At 38.4% G+C, this 23604-nt stretch carries 26 protein-coding genes; 19 read left to right on the forward strand and 7 right to left on the reverse strand.

Annotated features, from left to right (window positions below):
• Window positions 1–99: 99 nt before the first annotated feature.
• The 3 genes from rpe to NITER_RS00120 are packed head-to-tail and all read left to right on the forward strand — an operon-like array spanning window position 100 to window position 2148.
• Complete coding sequence (rpe, locus tag NITER_RS00110; protein WP_084274670.1) at window positions 100–738, forward strand: ribulose-phosphate 3-epimerase; 639 nt, start codon at window positions 100–102, stop codon at window positions 736–738.
• A 2-nt stretch (window positions 739–740) separates the two neighbouring features.
• Window positions 741–1331 carry a phosphoribosylanthranilate isomerase gene (locus NITER_RS00115; RefSeq protein WP_084274669.1) on the forward strand — a complete coding sequence of 197 codons (591 nt, stop codon included), beginning with the start codon at window positions 741–743 and terminating at the stop codon, window positions 1329–1331.
• A complete protein-coding gene (locus NITER_RS00120) occupies window positions 1324–2148 on the forward strand; it encodes a 3'-5' exonuclease (RefSeq protein ID WP_084274668.1) in 825 nt (274 codons plus the stop codon). Before NITER_RS00115 ends, NITER_RS00120 begins: the two co-directional genes overlap by 8 nt.
• Here NITER_RS00120 and NITER_RS00125 read toward each other — a convergent pair.
• From NITER_RS00125 to NITER_RS00150, 6 genes are all read right to left on the reverse strand, one after another.
• Window positions 2084–3280 (reverse strand): dicarboxylate/amino acid:cation symporter, encoded by a 1197-nt coding sequence (locus NITER_RS00125; protein ID WP_084274667.1) that lies wholly within the window; start codon window positions 3278–3280, stop codon window positions 2084–2086. The genes NITER_RS00120 and NITER_RS00125 overlap by 65 nt on opposite strands.
• Entirely contained in the window at window positions 3259–4050 is a 792-nt protein-coding gene (locus NITER_RS00130; RefSeq protein WP_084274666.1) for a peptide deformylase, read from the reverse strand. Before NITER_RS00130 ends, NITER_RS00125 begins: the two co-directional genes overlap by 22 nt.
• Before the next feature lie 38 nt (window positions 4051–4088).
• Complete coding sequence (locus NITER_RS00135) at window positions 4089–4265, reverse strand: hypothetical protein (RefSeq protein ID WP_197685258.1); 177 nt, start codon at window positions 4263–4265, stop codon at window positions 4089–4091.
• A gap of 12 nt (window positions 4266–4277) precedes the next feature.
• Entirely contained in the window at window positions 4278–5753 is a 1476-nt protein-coding gene (locus NITER_RS00140; protein WP_084274665.1) for an NAD(P)/FAD-dependent oxidoreductase, read from the reverse strand.
• Window positions 5754–5908: 155 nt separating this feature from the next.
• Window positions 5909–6445: a gamma carbonic anhydrase family protein gene (locus tag NITER_RS00145; protein ID WP_084274664.1), complete on the reverse strand. Its 537-nt coding sequence runs from the start codon at window positions 6443–6445 to the stop codon at window positions 5909–5911.
• Window positions 6445–8538, reverse strand: a complete 2094-nt coding sequence (locus tag NITER_RS00150; RefSeq protein WP_084274663.1) for an RNA degradosome polyphosphate kinase — start codon at window positions 8536–8538, stop codon at window positions 6445–6447. The genes NITER_RS00145 and NITER_RS00150 overlap by 1 nt, the downstream gene beginning before the upstream one ends.
• Before the next feature lie 68 nt (window positions 8539–8606).
• On the opposite strand from NITER_RS00150, the gene NITER_RS00155 reads away from it, so the two are divergent.
• Window positions 8607–9242: a carbonic anhydrase gene (locus tag NITER_RS00155; protein WP_084274662.1), complete on the forward strand. Its 636-nt coding sequence runs from the start codon at window positions 8607–8609 to the stop codon at window positions 9240–9242.
• Here NITER_RS00155 and uvrB read toward each other — a convergent pair.
• Window positions 9229–11259: an excinuclease ABC subunit UvrB gene (uvrB, locus tag NITER_RS00160; protein WP_084274661.1), complete on the reverse strand. Its 2031-nt coding sequence runs from the start codon at window positions 11257–11259 to the stop codon at window positions 9229–9231. The two genes, NITER_RS00155 and uvrB, sit on opposite strands and share 14 nt — an antisense overlap.
• A gap of 75 nt (window positions 11260–11334) precedes the next feature.
• Between uvrB and NITER_RS00165 the strand changes: the two genes are divergently transcribed.
• The 15 genes from NITER_RS00165 to NITER_RS00235 all read left to right on the forward strand — a co-directional run bounded on the left by NITER_RS00165 (window position 11335) and on the right by NITER_RS00235 (window position 23560).
• Window positions 11335–11562: a cell division protein ZapB gene (locus NITER_RS00165; protein ID WP_084274660.1), complete on the forward strand. Its 228-nt coding sequence runs from the start codon at window positions 11335–11337 to the stop codon at window positions 11560–11562.
• A gap of 2 nt (window positions 11563–11564) precedes the next feature.
• Window positions 11565–11780 (forward strand): hypothetical protein, encoded by a 216-nt coding sequence (locus tag NITER_RS00170; protein ID WP_084274659.1) that lies wholly within the window; start codon window positions 11565–11567, stop codon window positions 11778–11780.
• A gap of 75 nt (window positions 11781–11855) precedes the next feature.
• Window positions 11856–12245 (forward strand): type II secretion system protein, encoded by a 390-nt coding sequence (locus tag NITER_RS00175; protein ID WP_084274658.1) that lies wholly within the window; start codon window positions 11856–11858, stop codon window positions 12243–12245.
• Between the two features lie 30 nt (window positions 12246–12275).
• Window positions 12276–12731, forward strand: a complete 456-nt coding sequence (locus NITER_RS00180) for a type II secretion system protein (RefSeq protein WP_084274657.1) — start codon at window positions 12276–12278, stop codon at window positions 12729–12731.
• A gap of 12 nt (window positions 12732–12743) precedes the next feature.
• Window positions 12744–13172 carry a type II secretion system protein gene (locus tag NITER_RS00185; protein ID WP_084274656.1) on the forward strand — a complete coding sequence of 143 codons (429 nt, stop codon included), beginning with the start codon at window positions 12744–12746 and terminating at the stop codon, window positions 13170–13172.
• Complete coding sequence (locus tag NITER_RS00190; protein ID WP_084274655.1) at window positions 13172–15001, forward strand: primosomal protein N'; 1830 nt, start codon at window positions 13172–13174, stop codon at window positions 14999–15001. Before NITER_RS00185 ends, NITER_RS00190 begins: the two co-directional genes overlap by 1 nt.
• Window positions 15002–15181: 180 nt before the next feature.
• Window positions 15182–15382, forward strand: coding sequence for a 50S ribosomal protein L31 (rpmE, locus tag NITER_RS00195; protein WP_084274654.1), 201 nt, complete (start codon window positions 15182–15184; stop codon window positions 15380–15382).
• 1 nt (window position 15383) lies between these two features.
• Window positions 15384–16199, forward strand: coding sequence for a 16S rRNA (cytidine(1402)-2'-O)-methyltransferase (gene rsmI, locus NITER_RS00200; protein ID WP_084274653.1), 816 nt, complete (start codon window positions 15384–15386; stop codon window positions 16197–16199).
• A gap of 24 nt (window positions 16200–16223) precedes the next feature.
• The gene (gene rlmB / locus NITER_RS00205; RefSeq protein ID WP_084274652.1) at window positions 16224–16907 is read left to right on the forward strand and encodes a 23S rRNA (guanosine(2251)-2'-O)-methyltransferase RlmB; all 684 of its coding nucleotides are present in this window, start codon (window positions 16224–16226) and stop codon (window positions 16905–16907) included.
• Window positions 16900–17814, forward strand: coding sequence for a helix-turn-helix domain-containing protein (locus tag NITER_RS00210; RefSeq protein ID WP_084274651.1), 915 nt, complete (start codon window positions 16900–16902; stop codon window positions 17812–17814). The genes rlmB and NITER_RS00210 overlap by 8 nt, the downstream gene beginning before the upstream one ends.
• A complete protein-coding gene (locus NITER_RS00215) occupies window positions 17808–18614 on the forward strand; it encodes a hypothetical protein (protein WP_084274650.1) in 807 nt (268 codons plus the stop codon). The genes NITER_RS00210 and NITER_RS00215 overlap by 7 nt, the downstream gene beginning before the upstream one ends.
• A gap of 2 nt (window positions 18615–18616) precedes the next feature.
• The gene (locus NITER_RS00220) at window positions 18617–19831 is read left to right on the forward strand and encodes an LL-diaminopimelate aminotransferase (RefSeq protein WP_084274649.1); all 1215 of its coding nucleotides are present in this window, start codon (window positions 18617–18619) and stop codon (window positions 19829–19831) included.
• Window positions 19831–21093: a homoserine dehydrogenase gene (locus NITER_RS00225; protein WP_084274648.1), complete on the forward strand. Its 1263-nt coding sequence runs from the start codon at window positions 19831–19833 to the stop codon at window positions 21091–21093. The genes NITER_RS00220 and NITER_RS00225 overlap by 1 nt, the downstream gene beginning before the upstream one ends.
• 83 nt (window positions 21094–21176) lie before the next feature.
• The gene (locus NITER_RS00230) at window positions 21177–23219 is read left to right on the forward strand and encodes a molybdopterin oxidoreductase family protein (protein WP_084274647.1); all 2043 of its coding nucleotides are present in this window, start codon (window positions 21177–21179) and stop codon (window positions 23217–23219) included.
• Window positions 23219–23560 carry a YraN family protein gene (locus tag NITER_RS00235; protein ID WP_084274646.1) on the forward strand — a complete coding sequence of 114 codons (342 nt, stop codon included), beginning with the start codon at window positions 23219–23221 and terminating at the stop codon, window positions 23558–23560. Before NITER_RS00230 ends, NITER_RS00235 begins: the two co-directional genes overlap by 1 nt.
• Window positions 23561–23604 lie beyond the last annotated feature (44 nt).

The raw sequence follows: 23604 nt of genomic DNA on the forward strand, positions 1-23604 counted from the left end.
TGCAATTATAGCTATTTTCCCTTAAATTTAACTTATTTTAAACTATATTTAAGCTATTACTTTTGCTATAATTATAGCAATTTTTTCAAAAGGCAAAGCATGCTTGTAGCGCCAAGTATTTTGAGTGCAGATTTTGGGATATTGGCTAAAGAGGTTGTGTCGATTTGTGAAGCAGGAGCTGATCTTGTCCATGTTGATGTCATGGATGGTCACTTTGTGCCAAATATGACCATAGGTCCAGTTGTTGTAAAAGCTGTAGCAGATGTAGCGATGAAGCCGCTTGATATACATTTGATGGTAGAAGATAACACATTTTTTATAGATCTTTTTGCACCACTAAAGCCAAAATATATATCTTTTCACTATGAGAGTGAAAAGCATCACCATAGAATTGCGCAAAAGATACGATCCTATGATATCTCTCCAGCAATTGTTATCAACCCAGCAACGCCTGTAAGTTGCTTGAGTGAAATAGTAAAATATGTGGATATGGTACTTTTAATGAGTGTTAATCCAGGATTTGGTGGGCAAAAATTTATCCCAATCTATGATAAAATCAAAGAGCTTAAAAGTCTTATAGAAGCAAAAAATCCTTCTTGCCTCATAGAAGTAGATGGGGGAGTGAGTGACAAAAATATTCATGCGCTCAAAGCTGCTGGAGTTGATATTGTAGTTGCTGGCAGCTACATTTTTGGTCATAGAGACTATGCTGCAGCTATAAAGAGCCTCAAGGTGTAGGTGTGCGCGTTAAAATATGTGGCATCACAAATCTTGAGGATGCTCTTGTTGCCATTGAAGCAGGGGCTGATGCTTTAGGATTTGTCTTCTATCCCGATTCACCTCGCTATATAGATCCTGCTAAGGCTGCTATGATCGTTGCTGATCTTCCCCCTTTTGTGGAGCGGGTAGGGCTTTTTGTCAATGCTTCAAAAGATTTTATCGAAGAGGTATGCAAGGCAACCAATATGAGTTTAGCACAACTCCATTTTGATGTGGATGAAGAGTTTATAGAATCACTTGCTATCAAAGCATTGCCGGTAGTAAGAGCACGCAGTAAAGATGATATCAAGAGGTTTGCCAACCGGTACCGCCTCGTGGATGCGTATGTTCCTCAGTTTGGAGGAGCAGGAAAAAGAGTGGCGCTTGAGTGGTTCGAAGGGGTAGATTGCTCCAAAATTATTTTAGCAGGTGGACTAACACCGCAAAATGTGGGTGAAGTGAAAAAGTATGATTTTTATGGTGTGGATGTAAGTAGCGGCGTAGAAGCAAAAAAAGGCAAAAAAGATCCCAAGAAGGTGCGCGAATTTATCGCAAAGGCAAAGTTTGAATAAATTAGAAAAACTTGCATATAGACTCATAAAAAAAGATTATCCTCTTGAGCAGTTTTATGCTCTTTTACAATCGATTTTTGGTTTGACCGAAGATCCTGAGCTACTCTACCAGACACTTCTTGCACGAGGATTTCCTCTAGCTCAAAAAGATGATCACATTCTTTTAAAAACTGCAAAAACCCCTTTTTTAAAGCAGGAGTTTGTAGTAGTCGATATTGAAACCAATGGAAGCAAACCTGAGTTTTCACAGATAATTGAGATTGGGGCGATAAAGTTTCAAGGAAGTGAAATTATTGATCGTTTTGAAAGTTTTGTCTTTGCTGAAGAGGTACCAGAATATATTACCAAACTAACAGGTATTGAGCTTGATGACCTGGCTCACGCTCCTGGTCAAAAAGAGGTCTTGCTAGCATTTAAGAAGTTTTTGGGTGATAGCGTATTTGTAGCCCATAATGTCAATTTTGATTACAACTTTATCTCACGAAAATTGGAACAGTTAGGCTATGAGAAACTAGCAAACAGGAAGCTCTGCTCTATAGATCTTGCAAGAAAAACAATTCAAAGTGAGCGGTATGGTTTAGAGTACCTCAATGAAAATCTTGGTATTAATACACTTGTGAGTCACCGCGCCTATGCAGATGCTTTTACAGCATACAAGCTTGTACAAATGGCATTGGAGAAGATTCCAGATGAAATTATTACTACTGAAGATCTGATTAAATTTAGCAAAAGTGCAAAAAAGACAAAAAAAGCTACAAAAGCCTCTGAATCAACTTCGCTCCCAGCAGATCTCCCCAGTTGTTCACAGCAGTCCTGAACATATCCAAAAAGCGATCAACTGTAATAATCAGTGCAATTGACTCAACTGGCAGTCCTACGCTATCCAGCACCATCGTCATCATAATAAGACCTGCTCCAGGAATGCCGGCTGCTCCGATAGAAGCGAATGTAACGGTGATAAAGATAGTAATTTGCTGTGCTAATGTGAGCTCAACTCCGCTTATATTTGCAATAAACATTACTGCAATCGATTCATACAGTGCCGTGCCATCCATATTGATGGTAGCTCCAAGAGGCAGTACAAATCCTGCTACTTTTTTACTTACTCCTCCCTTTTCTTCAGCAACTTCAAGACTTACAGGAAGTGTAGCAGAGCTTGAAGCAGTAGAGAATGCTATGAGCGGAGCCTCTTTGATCTGTAAAAAATATTTGTAGGGATTAAACCTTCCAATAAAAAAAGCAAGTACAGGTAGTATAAGAAGCGCATGGATTGCAAGGGCAGCTAAAACAGTAAGCACATAGCTATAGAGATTGAATATAGGATCTAATCCATTTTTTGCAACAGTTGCAGCGATGAGAGAAAAAACACCTATTGGGGTTAAAGTGATTATCCATTTTGCAAGGACCATCATTGCATCATTGACACTATCAAAGAAGTTGTACAAAGTTGTGCGCTTTTGCTCTGTTATAAAGAGTGCTCCTACTGCAAAGAGGATTGTAAAAAAGATAATGGGTAAAATCGCACCTTTACTGAGAGCTGTAAAAATATTTGCTGGGATAAAAGAGAGTAAAAAGTCGTTAATACTTAGATCTTTGTGTTCTACCGAGAAATTTGAAGGTAGTTGCAGCAGATGCTTTCCCGCTCCTGGATTAAAGAGATGAAAGATAAAAAGCCCTAAAATTACCGCTAATGCAGTGGTTGTAAGATAGTATGCAAAGGCTTTGATTCCGATAGATTTGAGCTCCTCTTTGCCACTGAGAGAAGTTATTGCAATAAAAATTGAAGCAAATACAAGAGGAATGATGAGCATTTTTAAAAGCTTGAGATAGATATCGCCAATGACTTTGAGATCTAGCGAGAGTACAGGAAAAAAGTAGCCAAAAGCGATACCGGCAAAAATTGCAGCAATAGTGAGGTTCTCTACATTTAAAAGCTTTTTATGAGCCATGATCCTCCATAGAGCACTACAATAACAGCCAAATAGATTGCACTGGTACCAAATACATTGGCCCCTTGACAGGATGTACAGTTTTTATATTTTGTTGTCTCATATTTTGCATAGAGCGCATAAAAAATAAGCCATGCAAATTCAAGTATAAAAAGAGGGGTATTGTACGAGAGAACAAACTTTGCAAAGTTTGCAAAAAGTGCAAATATAAGTAAAACAAAGTGGCTAACTAGAAAGAGACGCAAAGCTGTAAGGATCTTATCTTTGACAAAAGAGGTAGGGCATGTATCACCGTAGCTGCCATACTCTTTAAAAAACTTTTTTTGCTCCTTTTTTGAGAGCTTATCAAACAGATAACCACCAAATATCATGTCGATTTTTCGCTGCAAAAGTACGGCTTCATCATCTTTCGCAGTATAAAATTTTTGATTTCCCTCTCTATCTTCATACATGATTTTTATAACAGGGTAGCGATTAACGGTTACTTCTATGTTTGGTAAACTCTCATCACTCTCGGTTGAAGCAAAGTATTTTCCTTCTTTGCCATAAATGACAGGATTTATCATCACTTCATAATCATCATCTTTTTTGAGCACTATTATTCTTAGAGGTATGCCAATTTGTATAGCTGCAAGTGCTTGGAGACTGTTTTCTTCAATTGTCTTTTTCATCTCATCAATAATCTGCACAAGATTTGGATCTTTGAAATCTCTTATTAGCCCAGAAATTTGTAAAAGCGTATGATCAGGATAGGTGAGAATTTCTGCCATTAAAACCCTTTGAGTATAAGGGGCAAAAGCCCCTTTTTTTAGTGGTGAGATTTAGAAACGACTGCGAGCATTTTGAGGTTAATAACGATGAATCTAATGAACTGCCAAATTTTGCACGTTCTAAGAAATTTTTGAAAAGGCCCTGGAATCAATGTTCCATACGTCTTACCATCATAAGGTTTGATGTTTTTTTGAATCTCTTTAAAATCTGCCATAATTTCTCCTTTTTATTCAGGGATGAGTGTCCATCCAGGTTTGAGCTGCGCCTTCCACATAAACATATAGTGGAGGATATGTTTGATCCAGTGTCCTGCAAGACCGATTTCACCAAAAGTGTAGTCTGGATCACGACCAGTTCCTGGGAATCTGTCATAATCAGGTACAACAGGATAAACGGTCAATGCTACTGCAGAACCATTCATGAGGCTCTTTCCAGTTGAAGCAACACACGCCGCACCCATCTCTGCCATAGAGGCATGGTGACCTTTCTCTTTTACCTCTTCGAGGCTATATTTGCCGTTAATTACCTCTGTGATAGTTTGCGCAACAGTTTTACCAATAATTCCTGAAGGCATACCTGTTCTTGGAGGTGCTGGTGTGATTGGCGTGCCATTTACAGATTTTGCTGGTTTACTAATTGGATGAGGCGGTGCAAATGCGATACCTACTGCAAACATATTGAGGTAATCTGGGTTTTGATAATATTTTGGCCAGTCACTTGCTTTCCACTCTTCAAACGGTTTTGGAGTGTAGTCTGCATCTACCTTCATGAAACCATTTGGTGCGAAAACTTTATCAGTGATGTCATTACCAGCTTTGTCGTATGCTTTTAGACCTACACCACTAAATGGAGGAATAAGCATTGCAAAATCAAATGTCTCTTCTCCTTCTGTTCCATCGAGAAGTTCATATTGCAGTTTTCCTTTTTGTACCTCTTTGACATGTGCTCCAGTGATCCAGTCAACGCCACGCTCTGCAAAGAGTGACTCAGCTAAAACTTTAGAGCTAACAATATGTCCACCCCATTTGATATGAAGACCTGCAACACCAAAGTCTCCGAGGAACTGCTCGTTAGAGATCCACTTGATTTCTGCTTTATCTCTTACGCCTGCTTCTCGAAGCTCATGCTCGATGTTGAAGATATATTCAAATGCAGCTCCCTGACATGTACACATACCGTGTCCAGTACCGATGAGGAATTTTACTTTTTCCCCTTTTTTCATACGCTCAATTGCATTTTGAAAATGGGTATTTGCTTCTGCCGCATGGAGATATGTACAGACTGAGAGTGAATTACCTTCGTCTGGTCCAAGTCCCGGAGTTGCAGCGAAGTTGAGCTTTGGACCTGTGGCATTGATAAGGTAGTCATACTCTACCTCTTCAGTCTGTCCAGCTTTGTTTGGATCGGTATATTCGATTGTAACGTAAGGTCTGTCACTTCCCTCTTTTCCTTCTGGATGGATAGAGACAGCTTTAGCTTGTTTAAAATCGATTCCAGCTTTTTGATAGACTGGCGCAAGCTCAAATACAACATCTTCTGGTGCCATTTCACCAACACCAACCCAGATGTTTGATGGAATCCAGTTCCATTTACTGTTTGGAGAGACAACTACTACTTCATGTTTGTCTCCAAGCCAGTGTTTAGCAAAAGTAGCAGCAGTATGTCCAGAAACACCTGCTCCTAACACAACAATTCTTGCCATATTCTGCCCCTTTATAAAAATTGGTACGAGGTATTATAGTCCTTTTGTGTTTAAAAAAAAATTATAAAAAAAATAATGTAAGTAAAAAATTATTTGAAATTTTAAGGATTATAACTCCACCTTAATATAGTAATAATTTGAAGTTATATTTTACATTATTGAATAAAATCGATATACTCATTTTTAAATGCAACATACCTTTTTGCACTTGCGTAAAGCTCTTGTACCTCTTTGTCTGTCAGTTCTCTTACCACTTTTGCTGGAGTTCCTAAAATGAGGCTTCTTGGAGGAAATTTTTTTCCGCCAGTAACCAGTGCTCCTGCTCCTACGATCGACTCTTTTCCTATGACGGCTCCATCGAGTATGGTGGAGTTCATCCCAATGAGACATGCATCTTCAATAATGCATCCATGCAGCATCACTCTATGCCCTACTGTTACATCGTTGCCTATGATAGTAGGATAGCCATCGCTCATATCAGGCTTTTTATAATGGGTGACATGAATCATACTTAAGTCTTGAATATTTGTACGATCTCCTATTTTGATGTAGTGTACATCACCGCGTATAACGCATCCAAACCATATGGAGCTCTCTTTTCCAATTTCCACATTTCCTACTACTGTTGCATCTGGAGCGACCCATGCATTTTGACCAATTGTTGGAAACCACTCTTTATAGCGTAAAAGCATTAACTCTCCTTCAAAAGTCTCTTTGCAAGTCTTTTTGCTTTGCTTGTTGTATTTTTTTGGTGGGATGTATGGAGGAGTTTTGCATACTCTTCCATTAAAAGTTGGGAGTTGATTTTTGGTTTCCCCTCTTCAGGGTGAAGTTTAATGTAGTTGCCATCTGGAAGAAGTATTCTTGCTTTGACATTATCTTTGAGCTGAATTTGCAAGATCTCTAATAATCTTTCAGCGATATTCTTATCAAATATTGGCGTCATGAGCTCTATGCGGCGCTCAAGATTTCTTGGCATCCAATCTGCACTAGAGATATAGATTTGAGGAGAAGAGTGTTTGAAGTAAAAGATTCTTGCATGCTCAAGATACTTTCCTACTATAGATATAACACGAATATTCTCACTTACTCCTTCAATTCCAGGGCGCAGGCAGCAGATACCTCTGATAATGAGATCAATTTTTACACCTGCTTGACTTGCTTTATAAAGAGCAAGTATTACATCAGGATCTACGAGTGAGTTCATTTTTGCAATTATATGTCCCTCACTCCCTTTTTTAGCCTCCTCATCAATCATTTGTAAGAGTTTAGGCTTTATTTGAAAAGGTGACATATAGAGGGTTTTGAGTTTTGTCTTTTTGCTAAATCCTGTAAGAAAGTGGAAAAAACGGGTAGCATCTGCAGTAATATCTTTATCAGCTGTAAAGAGACTCACATCAGTATAAATTTTTGCTGTACTTGGATTGTAGTTACCAGTAGCAAGATGCACATACTGTTTGAGTCTGTCACCATCTTTTTTTATTACTTGTGCGATTTTTGCATGAACCTTAAATCCTGGTATGCCAAATATTACGTGTGCACCTGCTTTTTCAAGCTCTTTTGCCCAGATGAGGTTGTTTTCTTCATCGAATCTTGCTTTAAGCTCTACCATGGCAGTAACCTGTTTGCCAGATTCTGCTGCATTAATGAGAGCTTTGACAATAGGGGAGTTTTTACCAACTCTATAAAGAGTCATGCGAATAGCTAGTACATCAGGATCCTTGCTTGCTTCTTTGATAAAGCGCACTACAGGATCAAAACTCTCATAAGGGTGGTAGAGCATAACATTTTCATGCTCAATTATATGAAATACTGGCTCATTTGTATCAAATGGGGGAAGAATCTTTGGTGTATATGGCTCAAAGAGGAGATGAGGAAAGTTTTTATTTGATACAATTTCCCAGAGTGCTCCAAGATTAATAGGAATATTGTAGCGATAGATATCACCTTGTTCTATATATATATGCTCTTTGAGAAAATTAATAAGATCCTCTTCTGCATTTGCGCCAATCTCAAGTCGTACTATCTCTCCTCTTCTACGAAGCTTGAGTCCCTCTTCAAGGAGCTCCATAAAATCGTCTGCCTCTTCCTCTTCTATCTCAATATCTGCATTGCGTGTAACACGGAATGGGGCAGAAGCTAAGATTGTATAACCTGGGAAGAGAGATTCTAAATGCGCTTGGACGATGGACTCAATAGGAATATATGTGTTTTCTATTTGAACAAAACGAGGAAGAACACGGGGAATACGTACTAATCCGTATTTAATGTCATTAGGATTGTTTGTATCACTCAGCTTCAATGCAAGTGCAAAACTAAGATTATTAAGATGAGGGAATGGGTGTGTGGCATCTACTGCGATAGGGACAATAACGGGATAGAGATTTGTATGGAAATACTCATTAATTTTTCTTTTTGTTTGTGCATCAAGATCTTCATAGTTAACAAGCCTTAATCCTTCATGAGATAGTTGTTCGATAATTTCAAAAAATGTCTTTTCAAGCTCTTTTTTTTCGGCGTGGAGATACTCTCTTATGGCTCGTAGTTGTTCAAGAGGTGTCATTTTGTCTGGTCCAGTAACACGTATGCGGTATTTAAAGAGCTTTTTGAGTCCTGCAACGCGTATCATATAAAACTCATCGAGATTGGTGCCATATATAGCGATGAATTTAAGACGTTCTAAAAGTGGATTGCTTGTATCTTGTGCCTCTTCAAGAACGCGCGTGTTAAATTTGAGCCATGAGAGCTCTCTATTAATGTAGAGTTTTGGATCTTTGAGATTCATACACCACCTTTTACTGTTATAAGAAAAATTTTAACAAATGTTGACTAAAATCAACCAAAAGGGGTTATATGCATATAAAAAAATTTATAGATAATTATCAAGAATTTAAAAAAATTCATTTTAAAAAATATGAAAAGCTCTTTGAAGAGCTTGCTTTAAAGGGACAGAGCCCAAAAACACTTTTCATAGGATGCAGCGACTCACGCGTTGTTCCAGATCTAATTACGGGAGCAAAGCCAGGAGATCTCTTTGTCTTTCGCAACATTGGCAATTTTGTTCCTCCATTTAAACCCGATAACGATTTTCATGCAACAGCGAGTGCGATTGAGTATGCTGTGAGTGTGTTAGAGGTAAGAGATATTATTATTTGTGGGCATAGTCACTGTGGAGCTTGCGAGAGTCTCTATAAAGAGATCCCGCAAAATATTGAGCTCATACATATTAAAAAATGGCTTGAGATTGGAGAGCCTGCAAAAGAGATTGCGATTGATACTGTTGGCACCGAAGATAATGAGCTTTTGTTGCGTACTACAGAAAAGGCTTCAATTTTGGTGCAACTTCAAAATCTTCTTACCTATCCTGCTGTAAAAGAGAGGGTAGAAGCGGATAAACTCTTCTTGCATGGATGGTACTATAAAATTGAATCTGGCGAAATTGAGTATTTTGATGAGGAAGAGGGGGATTTCAAGCCTATAGAGCCTTGATTTTTTCAATTTCGTCTCTGAGTCTTGCTGCCTCCTCAAACTCAAGTTTTTGTGCTGCTTCATGCATAGCCTTACGCAGCTCTTTGATGATTTTCTCTTTTTCACTTGGTGGAATTTTCTCCATCTTTTTTTTGCGCTCATAGAGTTTATCGAGATCTTCGCTTTTGAGATTTTCATCGAGGCGTCGTTTGACTGTTTTTGGTGTAATGCCGTGTGCTTTATTGTATGCTTCTTGCTTTTTGCGCCGCTCAAGTGTGGTTTTTATAGCGCGATACATTGAGCCTGTTATTTTCTCTTTTACCTGCTCAAGATCTTCTGAATTTTGCAGTTCTTGATACTCTTCAATTTTATCTGCAAACATAATGACTCTCCCACTTGCATTTCTTGCTGCTCGTCCCATTGTCTGAATGAGGCTTGTCTCACTTCTTAAAAAGCCCTCTTTATCTGCATCAAGCACTGCTACGAGGCTTACTTCTGGCAGATCAAGCCCTTCTCGCAAGAGGTTGATACCCACAAGAATATCAAACTCTCCTCTACGCAAACCTCGGATAAGCTGGTTTCGCTCGATTGCATCAATTTCAGAGTGCATATAGCGCACTTTGAGCCCTAAATCTGCATAGTATTTAGTTAAGTCTTCAGCCATCTTTTTTGTAAGGGTTGTTACAAGTACTCTGTTTCCTTTTTCGATCTCCTTTTTTGCTTCATCATGCAAAATTTCTACTTGCCTGCTGCTTGGAGCTAGAGCAATGAGAGGATCGAGAAGGCCCGTTGGGCGAATAATCTGCTCGGCTACTACACTGGAGAGCTCAAGCTCCAACTCTCCTGGGGTTGCTGAAACAAAGAGATAGTGAGGCGCTTTATTGATAAACTCTTCAAATTTAAGTGGACGGTTATCAAGAGCGCTAGGGAGTCTAAATCCATACTCTACAAGCACCTCTTTGCGGCTCCTGTCTCCCGCATACATCCCACGAAATTGGGGAAGGCTTACATGGGACTCATCTACTATTATGAGATAGGGCTTGCCCATTGCTTCAAAGTAGTCAAGAAGTGAATAGGGCGTTTCGCCAGGTTTTTTGCCAGTGAGGTGGCGCGAGTAGTTTTCAATACCTTTACATGTTCCTGTGGTCTCAAGCATCTCTAGATCAAATTCAGTGCGCTGTTTGAGACGCTGATACTCTACAAGTTTATTCTCTTTATAAAAGTAGTCCAAGCGCTCTTCAAGCTCCTTTTCAATCGATTTAATCGCTTCAGTGAGGCGGTTTTGTCCTACGATAAATTGGCTTGCTGAGTAGAGGGTAAAAGAGTCTCTATCAGCTAGTTTCTTGTTTGTGAGGGGATCGAAGATATATATTGATTCAATCTCATCTCCAAAAAACTCGATTCTCACAGCCTCCTCTTCAAAGTATGCTGGATATACATCTATCACATCTCCGCTTACGCGAAAATCTCCTCTATCAAAAAATTTATCATTGCGTTTATATCCCATCTCTAAAAGACGCAAGAGTAGCTCTCTTTGGCCAATCTCGTTTCCCACTTCAAACTTAAAGACCATTTTTCTATATTCATGAGGGTTACCAAGTCCGTAGTTTGCACTTACTGATGCTACTACTATCACATCTTCATACTCCAAAAGGCTAGCTGTAGCACTGAGACGCAAACGCTCTAGCTCATCGTTGATGGAGCTATCTTTTTCAATGAAGAGATCTTGTCTTGGGAGGTAGGCTTCTGGTTGGTAGTAGTCGTAGTAGCTGATGAAATACTCTACATGGTTTTTTGGGAAAAATCCTTTGAATTCACTATAAAGCTGTGCTGCTAAGGTTTTATTGTGTGTCATGATAAGAGTTGGTATTTGTAGATTTTCAATAATCTTTGCCATTGTATATGTCTTACCGCTTCCTGTGACTCCCAAAAGTGTTTGGTAGCGGTTGCCCTCTTTAATAGAGAGTGTAAGTTTTTCTATTGCTTTTGGTTGATCTCCAGCTGGAGAGAAGTCAGTGACCATCTTAAATTTTGCCAATTTTAAAACCTCTTTTAGTAATTTTTGCTACAATTATACAAAAATTAAACAAAACTTAAAAGACAAAGAGGCTTAATGGAACATATCGATTTGATGGAAAAGCTCTCGCAAAAAATTGATGATCTTCTTGATAAATATACAATATTGAAAGATGAGAACGAACGACTGCGTACAGAGCTTGTCACATGCAAAGCAGCAAGCGAAGAGAAAGATAAAGAGATTGAAAAGCTGCGTGATGAGCTGGCAATGAAAAATTTAGAGATTGATGAGATTATCAAAAAGATAGAAAATCTTGTGAGTTAGCATTGCAAAAAGTAACCATTAAGATAGAAGGAAAAGAGTATGATATCCAGCTCAAGGAGGATTTTGCACAAAGTCTCCTTGAGTATCTCCAAAAAGATCTTCCCCCTCACTCTTCGAATAGTATAAAAAATCTTCTCCATGCATATCTGAAAAAGTGTTACGATTGTTATGTTTTAGAAAAGAGATTGCAAGAGTTATTAAAAAAATTTCCAAACTGACTAAAAAAATAAAAAATCTGCCGATAATGAAAAATGCAGGAAGCCCTGCAAAAAAATTTTTTCAAAGGAGTCGTCATGAGACGTGGTGGTTTTACTATGATTGAGTTGATCTTCGTGATCGTTATCTTAGGTATCTTAGCAGCAGTTGCATTGCCAAAGTTTATTGGTGTGGGTGAGCAAGCAAGAACAGCAAAGATTAAAGCTTTTGTAGGAACGCTTAATAGAACTGTTGGACCAACACTTTGGAGTAAATCTATAGCAGAGGGGCACAATGGACAGATTCGTAATTATTATTGTAGAGATTTGGCTAAATATACGGATATTCCTGATGAAGTTAGGAAAATGAGGGGTAATAGGTGTGATTTTAGGATAAATAATCAAAAAACAGGTTTGTCAGGTGTGATTACATTTACAGATGGAAATGCTACAGATTCACCAAGATGGGATCTCAATATCAGTAGTTAATAAAATATAATGCTCAATTAAAGTTAAATAATGCAACGCTCAGCTTTTACTATGATAGAGTTTATTTTTGTCATAGTAGTTCTTGGGGTTTTGGCTATGGTAGCCTTACCCCGCTATTTTACTGTAGAAGAGCTTGCGCAAAAAAACATTGCCAAAGCTTTTACTGCTACGCTCACTAGAACTGTAGGACACTCTTTATGGTCAAAGTCTCTCTTTGCGGGGAGAAAAGGCAGTATAAAAAGTGATAATGATGGGGATAATTTTCTCTTCTATGGACGCAGTCTGGAAATGTATGTCTCCATTCCAAAATATTTTGATAAAACAAGTGTAGATTTTAGTCAATGTGTTACTCCTGGGAATGTTGCGCATCCTTTCATTGCAAAAAATCCAAATGTTGGAGGCAAATATAACGTTTTTTGCCGCGATGGTAATGAAACCGATGCACCAAAGTTTGTTGTTGCAGCTAAAGATACATATAGTTTTTAGAGGAAAGAGACAATGGGCAGAATAAAAAGAGCCTTTACATTAATTGAGCTTGTTTTTGTAATAGTTGTATTAGGAATATTAGCCACGATTGCATTGCCAAAACTAGGTGGAGCAATGGATGAGGCGCAGATAAGCAATGCAAAATCGACTGTAACAGCAATACGTTCTGGTCTACAAGTCTATAAGAATCGTCACATACTCCTTGGACAAGATCCTTATCCCAGTGCTTTAGAAAACGACAGCTCTAAGCTCTTTTCCAATGTCCTTCCTCATCCAATTACTCCTTCTACTAATCCTGGAGGTTGGAGTAAAGAGGGAAATTACTACATATTCCATGCTAATCAAGGGAAAATAGCTTTTAGCTATAATAAAGATACAGGTGAATTTTCTTGCATAGAAGGAACTCCTACGACTGTTGAAGGAGCGTGTAAAAATTTTTGATGCATTATTATGAAATAGCTCTTATCAATACTCCTTTACAATTAACATACTCTTGCGAAGACAAAAGAGAGATTGGGGAAGTAGTAGAAGTTAGCCTTCGCAATAGACACACAAGAGGTGTAATTGTACAGGAGGTTACAAAACCCACATTCGAATGTCTTCCTATTGAAAATAGTACTTCGTTTTTTTACACTTCCGAGCAGATAGCGATAGCGCAATTTATAGCAAAATATTATGTCTCTAGTTTTGGTGAGGCTATAGGGCTTTTTGTGCCTTTTAAAGAAAACCAAAAGAAGCAAAATTTATCACTTCCAATAAACAATACCATAACCCTTTCACCCCAGCAGCAAGAGGCTATGGAGTTTATTAAGTCTCATCCCGTATCACTTCTCTTTGGAGAAACTGGAAGCGGAAAAACAGAGATTTACATAGAACTCATTAAAAAGAAGCTAAGTGAGGGAAAGAGTGCTATTTTTTTGATGCCAGAGATCTCTTTGACACCCCAAATGGAGAAGAGACTGCAAGCTGTTTTTGGTGATGGGGTAGTGATTTGGCATAGTAAACTCACAAAGAAAAAAAGAGAGCTGCATCTTTCTAAGATTTATGATGGCACAGCTCGGGTTGTTGCAGGACCAAGAAGTGCACTCTTTTTGCCACTACAAAATCTGGGACTCATTGTGGTAGATGAAGAGCATGACGATAGCTACAAGGCTTTGAATGCTCCAAGGATCAATGCAAAAGATGTAGCTATATATATGGGTAAAAAATTAGATATTCCAGTGGTTTTAGGAAGTGCCACACCGAGCGTGACAAGTTATTACAAGTATCCTCACTTTCAATTAAAAAAGTTTTATCAAACAAAAAAAGATTTTTTCTTTGATACAGGCAATGGGTTTACTCCTACAATTATTGAAGAGCTCGAGCAGGTACTTTCCCGAAAAAAGCAGGCTCTTATCTTTATTCCAACACGTGCCCATTTTAAATATCTCATCTGCCAAGAGTGTGGAGAGGCTGTGAAGTGTCCTTACTGCGATGTAGGAATGAGCGTACATTTTGATAAGCGGGCTTTGCGATGTCACTACTGCAACTTTACTGAATTTATCCCACAAAAGTGTCCTCACTGCGGAAGTGAGGAGCTAAGTACCAAGCGTATGGGAACTAGTGAGGCAGTTGAAGAGCTGCAAACTCTCTTTCCGCAAGCAGTGATAGAGAAATTTGATAAAGATGTAGTAACAACACAAAAAAAACTTGAAACGATTTTACAGCGCTTTAGTAATAAAGAGATAGATATTCTCGTTGGTACACAGATGCTCTCCAAAGGACATGACTATCCTGATGTTACATTGAGTGTAATTTTTGGGCTTGATTTTTTGCTTGCGATGGCTGATTATAGAGCACGAGAAAAGGCTGTTGCACTTTTGCTCCAAATTGCGGGACGTGCTGGAAGAAGAGAATATGCCAAAGTGATTATACAGACGAAAAATGAAGAATTTTTCAAAAGATATCTAGATTTTAAGCTCTTTTTACAAGAAGAGCTAGCCTTACGCCAAGGATTTTATCCTCCTTTTGTGCGCTTAGCGCTTTTGCGGTTTTCGCACAAAAACCGTCAAATAGCACAAGAGGCGATGGAGGAGGTATTGCAGCGTTTGCAAGCTTTCAAAAGTGTAGAGATTGTGGGATATGGACCAAATGCTATTGAGAAAATCGCTGGGAAGTTTCGTTTTCATATTCTATTAAAAAGCGCTTTTGCAACAGAGCTTCTCAAAGCGATTTATGCTTCTAAAAATGAGTTGTGTGAAGTGGATATGGATCCTGTCAATTTTACATAGGATTTTCTTGAAAATTTACTACTATTTTATTTTTATGATATAATTTTAATTCCCCTCCCCCTATGTAGCAGCAGGGCATCTGCTCTGCTGTGAATTAATTTAGATTTTTTATTGAAATAAAAATATATTTTCGTTAGTATTTCGCTCCAAAATCCAAAAAAATCTCTAAAAGGCTAAAGAATGAAAAAAGGTATCCATCCAGAGTATGTTGAATGCGAAGTAACATGTGCATGTGGCAACCATTTTGTAGTACTTTCAAATAAACCACAGTTAAAAATAGATATTTGCAATAAATGCCATCCATTTTTCACTGGAAGTGAAAAAATCGTAGATACAACAGGTCGTGTAGATAAATTTAAAAAGAAATATAACTTGAAATAATTTGCTCACCCTTGTTCCCACTCCTATCGGCAATCTCGAAGATATTACCTTCAGGGCTCTTCATGCCCTAGAAGAAGCTGATATTTTACTGTGTGAAGATACGCGTGTAACAAAAAGACTTCTTCATCTACTCTCGCAAAAATATAAAAGAGATTTTGGCACAAAAGAGTTTATAGCACTCCATGAGCACAATCAAAAGAGCTTTCTTGCAAAAATTGATCCTTTCTTTTTTACTCGTAACGTAGTATATGTGAGTGATGCTGGTATGCCAGGTATAAGTGATCCGGGAGCACTTTTGGTACAGTATGCACAAGAGCATGGAGTGCCATACGATGTATTGCCAGGAGCTAGTGCAGTAGTGACTGCTTATGCAGCAAGTGGGTTTGAGGGTGGTTTTTGCTTTTTTGGTTTCTTGCCTCATAAAGGAAATGCAAGAAAAGAGGCTTTGCAAGAGGCTTTAGCATCCCAAAACAATGCTGTTATTTATGAAGCTCCTCACAGACTCCTAAAACTTCTTGACGAGATTGCTGCAATTGATCCACAAAGAGTTCTCTTTTTGGCAAAAGAGCTTACCAAATCGCATCAAAGTTTTTTCAAAGGTCAAGCACAAGAGCTGGCACGCCAAATACCTCAAGAGAAGGTAAAGGGAGAGTGGGTTGTGGTTGTTGAGAAAGCAACTACAAAAAGAGAAACAATTACTCTTTCATTAGAAGAGATTTTGCAACTACCACTTCCAAAAAAAGATCTTGCCAAACTTTTAGCGCAAGTTAGCGATAAAAGCGTTAAAGAGTGGTACACTTATCTTAATGAAAATTAAGTTTGAAAAAGATAAAATCTCTTTATGATAGTCTATGGCAAGCAGATATTTACCTATATTGTAGACAAGCATCCTCATATTATCAAACATGTCTATGTGAGCAAAGAGTTAGATAAAAAAGATTTTGCAAAACTCCGGGCTCTTGGCATAAAAGTTGTAAGGGTAGATAATAAAAAGGCGCAAAGTCTGAGTCGTGGTGGTAATCATCAAGGAGTTTTGCTTGAAATTGACGATTTTCTATTTGCCACACTGCAAAGTATAAAAGAAGAGAGTTTTTTAGTTTTGCTCTATGGCGTAACGGATGTTGGCAACATTGGTTCAATTGTTCGCAGCGCGTACGCTTTGGGCGCAGGTGGAGTGGTTGTGAGTGGATTGAAGTCCTTGAAAATGGAAGGAGTAATTCGTAGAAGCAGTGGTGCAGCCCTTGATCTACCAATAGTGCTCTATCCAAATCTTTTGGATCTTATGAAAGAGCTGCAAGATAGTGGCACAAAGATATATGGGGCAGATATGCAAGGCGAAGATGTGAGAAAAGTGCACTTTGTCGGAAAGAGAGCGATACTTTTAGGAAGTGAAGGGGAGGGTCTTCCCAAAAAAGCACTGCAAAAATGTGATAAACGGTTACAAATCAAGATGGAACGAGAATTTGATTCTCTCAATGTAGCAGCTGCAGCGGCAATTTTTATAGATAGGATGAGAGATGGGTGATCTTGATAAACTCAAAAATATGGATCCCGAAGAGATATTTAAAAAGACATATATTGCTCCAAAGATTATACGAGCTCTCATTGAAGAGGATTTTAAAAAACTCTCTTCAAAAAGTAAAGCTTTAGGTTTTATCAAAATTTTGGAAAAGCAGTTGGGGCTCGATCTTACAGAATTGCGCCAAAAAGTAGAGGAGTATTATGAAGATAAAATTGATTACCAAAATGCATTTGCAATTGAAGAAAAAGGAATAGAACATCATACCAATCCGTTTTTAAAAATCTTTCTTTTTATTATTATCCTCATTGCTGGGATCTATCTCTATTTTGATAAATTTGCACCAAAAGAGGAGCATAAAGCAAAAAAAGAGTTTTTTGCACCAAGCAAAAACTCTTCTACTCTATCTAGCCAAAGTTCTTTATCGAGTATAAGTAGTAGTTTGCAAAGTAGTAGTGCATCTGTAGAGGCTTTGGAAGAAAAGAGAAGCCAAGAGACGCCTAAGGTTGTAGTTGCTCAAGAAGTAAATGGCACGCAAGAAGCAAATAGAACACAAAATATGGCACAAATTGTTGAAGAGAATATAACTCAAGCTACTGAAATAAACACTACGCAAGAAGAGTTAGCTATCACACCAAGCATCACTATAATTCCTAAGCGAAAATTATGGGTTGGAATTATCTATCTTGATAACTATAAACGAAAAAACTATCTCACCTCTTCTCCGATTGAACTCAATACTTCACGAGATCAGCTTATCGTTACAGGACATGGTATGCTGCAAATTGATATCAATGGAGAGATTCAAGATTTTAGTGAAAAAGGTAAGCAGCGCTTTTTGTACCGGGCAGGAGAACTGGAGCGCATCGATAGAAAGACTTTCAAACAGTATAACAGGGGCAAAGATTGGTAAGGCTCTTTGCTGTTTTGTTGCTTCCTCTTTTGCTCTTCGCAGCTTCAATAAAGGAGAAGGTAAAAGAGATAATAGGAACTGAAAAATTTAATCAATCCCTTCTCATTATCAATACAGTCTTTGCAAATGAAGAGAGGTTTATGCACGACTCTCAGGTCGATATGCTTAAAATCTTGCAAACTCTCAAAAAACTTGGGTTTATAAAGAATAATTTAGAAGCACCACAAAAACAGAGTATTGAGCTTTACTCTTTTACAGTAAATCCCCTGGTGTATAAACTTTTTTTGCGCTCTATAGAAGAGGCTGGAGTATTTCGTTACCAAATTGATCGTATCGTGCAAGATGGTGATGGAGTATTTGCTCGTCTCTCTTTTTATTCAAGCTTTATTGCTGATCCAGTGAAAATCACGAAATTCTTGCACCATTATGGAGCAAAAGTACTCAGTGTGGTGGTAGAAGAGAATAGTTGGCGCTACTATATCGATTTTACTCAAGCAAGATTTGCTGCTTTATCTTTGCAAAAAGAGCTGCATATTCCAAATATCCGCAAAGGAGTGTGGATTGAGAGTAATGGGATCACTTCTTTTTTGATAAAGAGTCATAGAAAAAACCACTGGCATCCGAAGATCTATATTTATGATTCCAATCTCAACCCAGTAGATGTGATTAAAAAAACGAAACGAGTCAAAAAGTTGCGTTTAAAATTGCCAAAAGGTTTCTATTATATTAAAATTGCAGATACATTTACCATCGATAATATAAAATACGGCATCGATATCTATGCTTTAGAGGATAAGTAACAATGTTTGATGAGATTAGATTCAATAAAATCGATAGATTGCCAAAATATGTTTTTGCAGCAGTTAATGAGATTAAAATGGCTGCACGCCGTGCTGGTGAAGATATAATTGATTTTAGTATGGGAAATCCTGACGGTCCCGCACCACAACATATAATTGATAAACTCATAGAAGCTGCACAAAAGCCAAAGAACCATGGATATAGTGCGAGTAAAGGGATTTATAAGCTGCGCCTAGCAATTTGTAACTGGTATGAGAGACGCTATGGTGTGGCTTTGGATCCTGAGAGTGAAGCTGTGGCTACAATGGGAAGCAAAGAGGGATATGTCCATCTTGTGCAGGCTATTACCAATCCTGGTGATGTGGCAATTGTTCCTGATCCTACATATCCGATACACTCCTATGCTTTTATACTTGCAGGTGGTAGTGTGCATAAGATGGAGTTGCAGTACAATGAAGAGTTTGAAGTTGATGAGGAGCAGTTTTTCAAAGATCTTCATAAATCTCTCAACGAAGCCTTTCCAAAGCCAAAATATCTTGTAGTCAATTTTCCTCACAACCCTTCTACTGCTACAGTGACTCCAGAGTTTTATGAAGAGCTCGTGCGGATTGCAAAAAAAGAGCGATTTTATATCATCAGTGATATTGCATATGCAGATCTTACCTATGATGGGTATAAGACTCCATCTATTTTAGCAGTTGAAGGTGCAAAAGATGTGGCAGTAGAGAGCTTTACACTCTCTAAAAGCTACAATATGGCTGGCTGGCGTGTTGGCTTTGTTGTAGGAAACAAAAAGCTCATCGGTGCACTGCAAAAAATTAAGAGCTGGATAGATTATGGGATGTTTACTCCTATTCAAGTGGCAGCTACAGTGGCTCTCAATGGTCCACAAGATTGTGTAGAAGAGATTCGTAAAAAATATGAAAAAAGAAGAGATGTATTAGTTGACTCTTTTAGTAGAGCTGGATGGCATATCAACAAACCGAAAGCTACAATGTTTGTATGGGCGAGGATCCCACAGGAGTTTCGCCAAATGGGAAGCTTAGAGTTTTCTAAAAAGCTTCTTACCGAAGCAAAAGTTGCTGTGAGTCCCGGGATTGGATTTGGCGAAGGTGGTGAAGAGTATGTGCGCATCGCATTGATAGAGAATGAAAAGAGAATTCGTCAGGCAGCCAAAAATATTAAGAAATTTTTAGCCAATTACAAGGAAATATAATGGTAAAAGTTGGCATTATTGGGGTAGGGACAGTTGGAACGAGCGTTGTTAAAATTTTAGAAAAAAATCGCGATATTATTACCGCACGTGCTGGCAAAGAGATTAGAGTTGTCAAAGGGGTTGTACGAGACCTCTCTAAAAAAAGAGATCTGACTATTCCACTTACAACTGATCCCTATGAAGTGACAGACGATCCTTCAATCGATATAGTTGTAGAGCTTATGGGTGGGGTAGAGGAGGCTTATAAAATAGTAAGACGTGCCTTGGAAAATAAAAAGGCTGTGGTCACTGCAAACAAAGCACTTTTAGCATATCATCGCTATGACCTTAAAGAGTTAGCACAAGATATCCCTTTTGAGTTTGAGGCAAGTGTTGCAGGCGGTATTCCTATTATCAAAGCTTTGCGTGAAGGGCTCAGCGCCAACCATATCGAAGCGATTAGCGGTATTATGAATGGAACATGTAACTATATTTTGACAAAGATGGCACAAGAGAGAGTCGCATTTGATGAAGTATTAGCAGAAGCACAAGAGCTAGGCTATGCTGAAGCAGATCCTACATTTGATATTGAAGGGTATGATGCAGCCCATAAGCTATTGATTTTAGCAAGTATCGCTTATGGAATAGATGCTAAGCCAGAAGATATATTGATTGAAGGAATTACAAATATAGATAAGCTCGATTTTGAATTTGCGCAAGAGTTTGGCTATGCAATTAAGCTGCTTACAATCGCAAAAAAACGTGGTAATGAGGTAGAACTGCGTGTCCATCCTACGCTTGTTCCAAAGGATCGTATGATTGCAAAAGTTGATGGGGTAATGAATGGTGTAAGTGTCATTGGGGATGTGGTAGGTGAGACGATGTATTATGGTCCCGGTGCTGGAGGAGATGCTACTGCAAGTGCAGTGATTTCCAATATTATCGATATAGCTCGCGGGGGCAAATGTTCACCAATGCTAGGTTTCAAGCGCCCACTTGAATCTGGTATGCGCTTAGCAGCTAAAGATGCAATAGAGACAAAATATTATCTTCGCTTTGTTGTGGAGGATAGACCTGGAATTTTGGCAAAAATAGCTTCTATTTTTGGTGAATATGCAATTTCAATAGAGTCTATGTTGCAAAAGCCATCTTGTGAAGGTTTGGCAAATCTGTTGCTCTCAACGCACCAAACCACTGAAAATGCAATTCAAAAAGCACTTGAGGATCTCAAACAGCAAGAGTTTTTGAAACAAGAACCGGCTATGATAAGGATGGAAGAGTAGCTTAAGAGCTTATTTTACTCTTACTCTTGAGCTTCCCTTAACCCCCTACTGTGTAATATAGTAAAAAATATGGTGGAGAGCCGATGGTAATCGAGAGTGTCTGTACATACTGTGGGGTGGGCTGTGATGTTGCAGCTGAAGTGGAAGAGGGCAAAATCAAACGTTTTTTTGCAAAAGAAGAGGGAGTTGTCAGTCAAGGAAAACTCTGTATCAAAGGAAAATATGGATGGGAGTATCTCTACCATCCTAAGAGACTGCGAGGAGTTCTTGTTAAAAAGAGTTTTGTAGCAAAAAACCAAGATCTTTTTACTAATGTAGCGCTCTCTTCTTTTGATGAGGAGTGGTATCGCCTCTCTTATGTTGATGCCTATCACATAACAGCCAAAAAACTACAAAATATTATTCAAAAGCACTCTCCAGATAGTTTTGCAGCCATTGGTGGAGCGAGAACGAGCTGTGAGAGTGGATATCTACTGCAAAAATTTACGCGTGAGCTTATTGGATCTCCGCATGTGGATAATTGTGCGAGGGTGTGCCACTCTCCAAGCCTCAAAGGTATGCGAGCAACTATTGGAGAGGGAGCAGCAACAAACCCTTTTGATGATATCTACCATACCGAAAATCTCCTTGTCATTGGCTCAAATACTACTGAAGCACATCCAATAGTAGCTAATCGCATTAAGGATGTCATAAAAAGGGGAGTGTCACTTCATGTTATGGATGTAAGAGAGATTACGCTGAGCCGTTTTGCTACGAATCATCTCTCTATCCCTTTTGAGACAAATCTTATGGTACTCAATATGATAGCGCGCACTATTATTGAAAATGAATGGGAAAATAGAGAGTTTATTCAAAAGCGCTGCAAAAGATTTGAAGAGTATAAAAAAGCTTTATTCACAGATCCTTATAGTGATAGAGAGATTTTTGCACATATTCGAGGATATGAGGATCTGCCTGAAAAAATAGAAAAAGTTGCTTACGACTTAGCACACAAAAGGAGTCTTATTCTTTGGGGGTTGGGAGTAACAGAGCATATTGATGGCAGTTATGCAGTAATGGCAATTACACACTTAGCTATGCTCACTGGCAATATAGGCAAAACTGGAGCAGGACTTATGCCTTTGCGAGGACAAAATAATGTGCAAGGAACCTGTGATATGGGGATGTTGCCTTATTATCTGCCAGACTATAAAAAGCCTGAGGTTGAAGGCTTAATGACCCCTGATATCATTGATGGGATTGAAAAGGGGAGGATTCATGCAATTTTTAATATGGGAGAGGATATTGCGCACATTCACCCTAATCAAAATAAAATCAAAAGGGCACTAAAAAAACTGGACTTTCTTGTTGTTAACGAGATCTTTTCTAATGAAATTGTTAAATATGCTGATATAGTCTTTGGCGTAAAAAGTGCCTATGAAAAGACAGGAGTCTATGTGAATGCTGAGCGCAGACTCCATCTCTCACACCCTATTATAGATACAGATCTCCCTGACGATTGGGAAGTATTAACACAAATTGCAAAGTATTTTGATAAAGATTTTACTTATAACTCCAGCGAAGAGATATGGAACGAAGTAAGAGTTGTAGCTAAAGATCGTTTTAGTGGGGCAAGTTATGAAAAGCTTGCTGCTAAGAGACTCCGAGGACTCCAGTGGCCAGTCTTTGAAGAGGATACACCAATTTTACATAAAGAAAAATTCCGCACAAAAGATGGTTATGGCTATTTTCGCTTCCAAGCTTATGAGTTGCGAGGTATGATGAAAGAGCTTTTACAAAAAAGAGATCCCCATTTTTATCTTACAACTGGGCGCATTATCGCGCACTACAATAATGCTGCACAGACAAAAGCGTGTGAATCATTATCCAAACGCCACAGGGAAGATATTCTATTAGTGAGTGAGAAGGATCGAGAGTTTTTTGAAGGAAAAGAAAGGGTAGTGCTTGAGAGCAAGTATGGACGCAGCCATCCCCTTAAAATCAAATTTACTAAAGCTTTAAAGAGAGGAACGCTCTATACCACTTTTCACCATGTAGCAAGTCATATCAACTACCTTTTTGGTGATGAATCTGATAGCTTTGTAAAAACTGCCCGCTTTAAGAGTGTAAAAGTTAAAGTGATTTAATGGGGTTAGAGAGCTATAAGAGGGGAAGGGAAGGTGAAGAAAGGGCAGCTGCGTTTTTAATTGAAAAGGGTTTTACAATTTTAGAGCGCAATTTTCACTCGCGATTTGGAGAGATTGATATTATCGCTATGAAAGATGAAATTTTACATTTTATCGAGGTGAAATATTCACCCAAAAATGATGCAGAGTATTTTATTACACCTCAAAAGATTACTAAATTTGTGAAAACTATTGATTACTATCTTTTACGAAAGAGGTGGCAGGGGATGTATCAGATGGATGCAATCATAATAAAAGGAGAAAAAATCTCCTATTTAGAAAATATTTCAATTTGGGGTTAAGAAAAAGTAAGTATAATTATAAACCATGATGAAAGTTATAATAT

This window comes from Nitratiruptor tergarcus DSM 16512 (assembly GCF_027946175.1).
In the GTDB taxonomy this organism is placed as follows: domain Bacteria; phylum Campylobacterota; class Campylobacteria; order Campylobacterales; family Nitratiruptoraceae; genus Nitratiruptor; species Nitratiruptor tergarcus.

Excerpts from the sequence above, each read along its gene's own strand:
- NITER_RS00225 (WP_084274648.1), top strand. The coding sequence starts at position 19,831 with ATGGTAAAAGTTGGCATTATTGGGGTAGGGACAGTTGGAACGAGCGTT.
- NITER_RS00145 (WP_084274664.1), bottom strand. The coding sequence starts at position 6,445 with ATGCTTTTACGCTATAAAGAGTGGTTTCCAACAATTGGTCAAAATGCA.
- NITER_RS00230 (WP_084274647.1), top strand. The coding sequence starts at position 21,177 with ATGGTAATCGAGAGTGTCTGTACATACTGTGGGGTGGGCTGTGATGTT.
- NITER_RS00180 (WP_084274657.1), top strand. The coding sequence starts at position 12,276 with ATGCAACGCTCAGCTTTTACTATGATAGAGTTTATTTTTGTCATAGTA.
- NITER_RS00150 (WP_084274663.1), bottom strand. The coding sequence starts at position 8,538 with ATGAATCTCAAAGATCCAAAACTCTACATTAATAGAGAGCTCTCATGG.
- NITER_RS00175 (WP_084274658.1), top strand. The coding sequence starts at position 11,856 with ATGAGACGTGGTGGTTTTACTATGATTGAGTTGATCTTCGTGATCGTT.
- NITER_RS00185 (WP_084274656.1), top strand. The coding sequence starts at position 12,744 with ATGGGCAGAATAAAAAGAGCCTTTACATTAATTGAGCTTGTTTTTGTA.
- NITER_RS00165 (WP_084274660.1), top strand. The coding sequence starts at position 11,335 with ATGGAACATATCGATTTGATGGAAAAGCTCTCGCAAAAAATTGATGAT.
- NITER_RS00220 (WP_084274649.1), top strand. The coding sequence starts at position 18,617 with ATGTTTGATGAGATTAGATTCAATAAAATCGATAGATTGCCAAAATAT.
- NITER_RS00135 (WP_197685258.1), bottom strand. The coding sequence starts at position 4,265 with ATGGCAGATTTTAAAGAGATTCAAAAAAACATCAAACCTTATGATGGT.
- rlmB (WP_084274652.1), top strand. The coding sequence starts at position 16,224 with ATGATAGTCTATGGCAAGCAGATATTTACCTATATTGTAGACAAGCAT.
- NITER_RS00125 (WP_084274667.1), bottom strand. The coding sequence starts at position 3,280 with ATGGCTCATAAAAAGCTTTTAAATGTAGAGAACCTCACTATTGCTGCA.
- NITER_RS00140 (WP_084274665.1), bottom strand. The coding sequence starts at position 5,753 with ATGGCAAGAATTGTTGTGTTAGGAGCAGGTGTTTCTGGACATACTGCT.
- NITER_RS00210 (WP_084274651.1), top strand. The coding sequence starts at position 16,900 with ATGGGTGATCTTGATAAACTCAAAAATATGGATCCCGAAGAGATATTT.
- NITER_RS00155 (WP_084274662.1), top strand. The coding sequence starts at position 8,607 with ATGCATATAAAAAAATTTATAGATAATTATCAAGAATTTAAAAAAATT.
- NITER_RS00130 (WP_084274666.1), bottom strand. The coding sequence starts at position 4,050 with ATGGCAGAAATTCTCACCTATCCTGATCATACGCTTTTACAAATTTCT.
- NITER_RS00235 (WP_084274646.1), top strand. The coding sequence starts at position 23,219 with ATGGGGTTAGAGAGCTATAAGAGGGGAAGGGAAGGTGAAGAAAGGGCA.
- NITER_RS00190 (WP_084274655.1), top strand. The coding sequence starts at position 13,172 with ATGCATTATTATGAAATAGCTCTTATCAATACTCCTTTACAATTAACA.
- rpmE (WP_084274654.1), top strand. The coding sequence starts at position 15,182 with ATGAAAAAAGGTATCCATCCAGAGTATGTTGAATGCGAAGTAACATGT.
- rpe (WP_084274670.1), top strand. The coding sequence starts at position 100 with ATGCTTGTAGCGCCAAGTATTTTGAGTGCAGATTTTGGGATATTGGCT.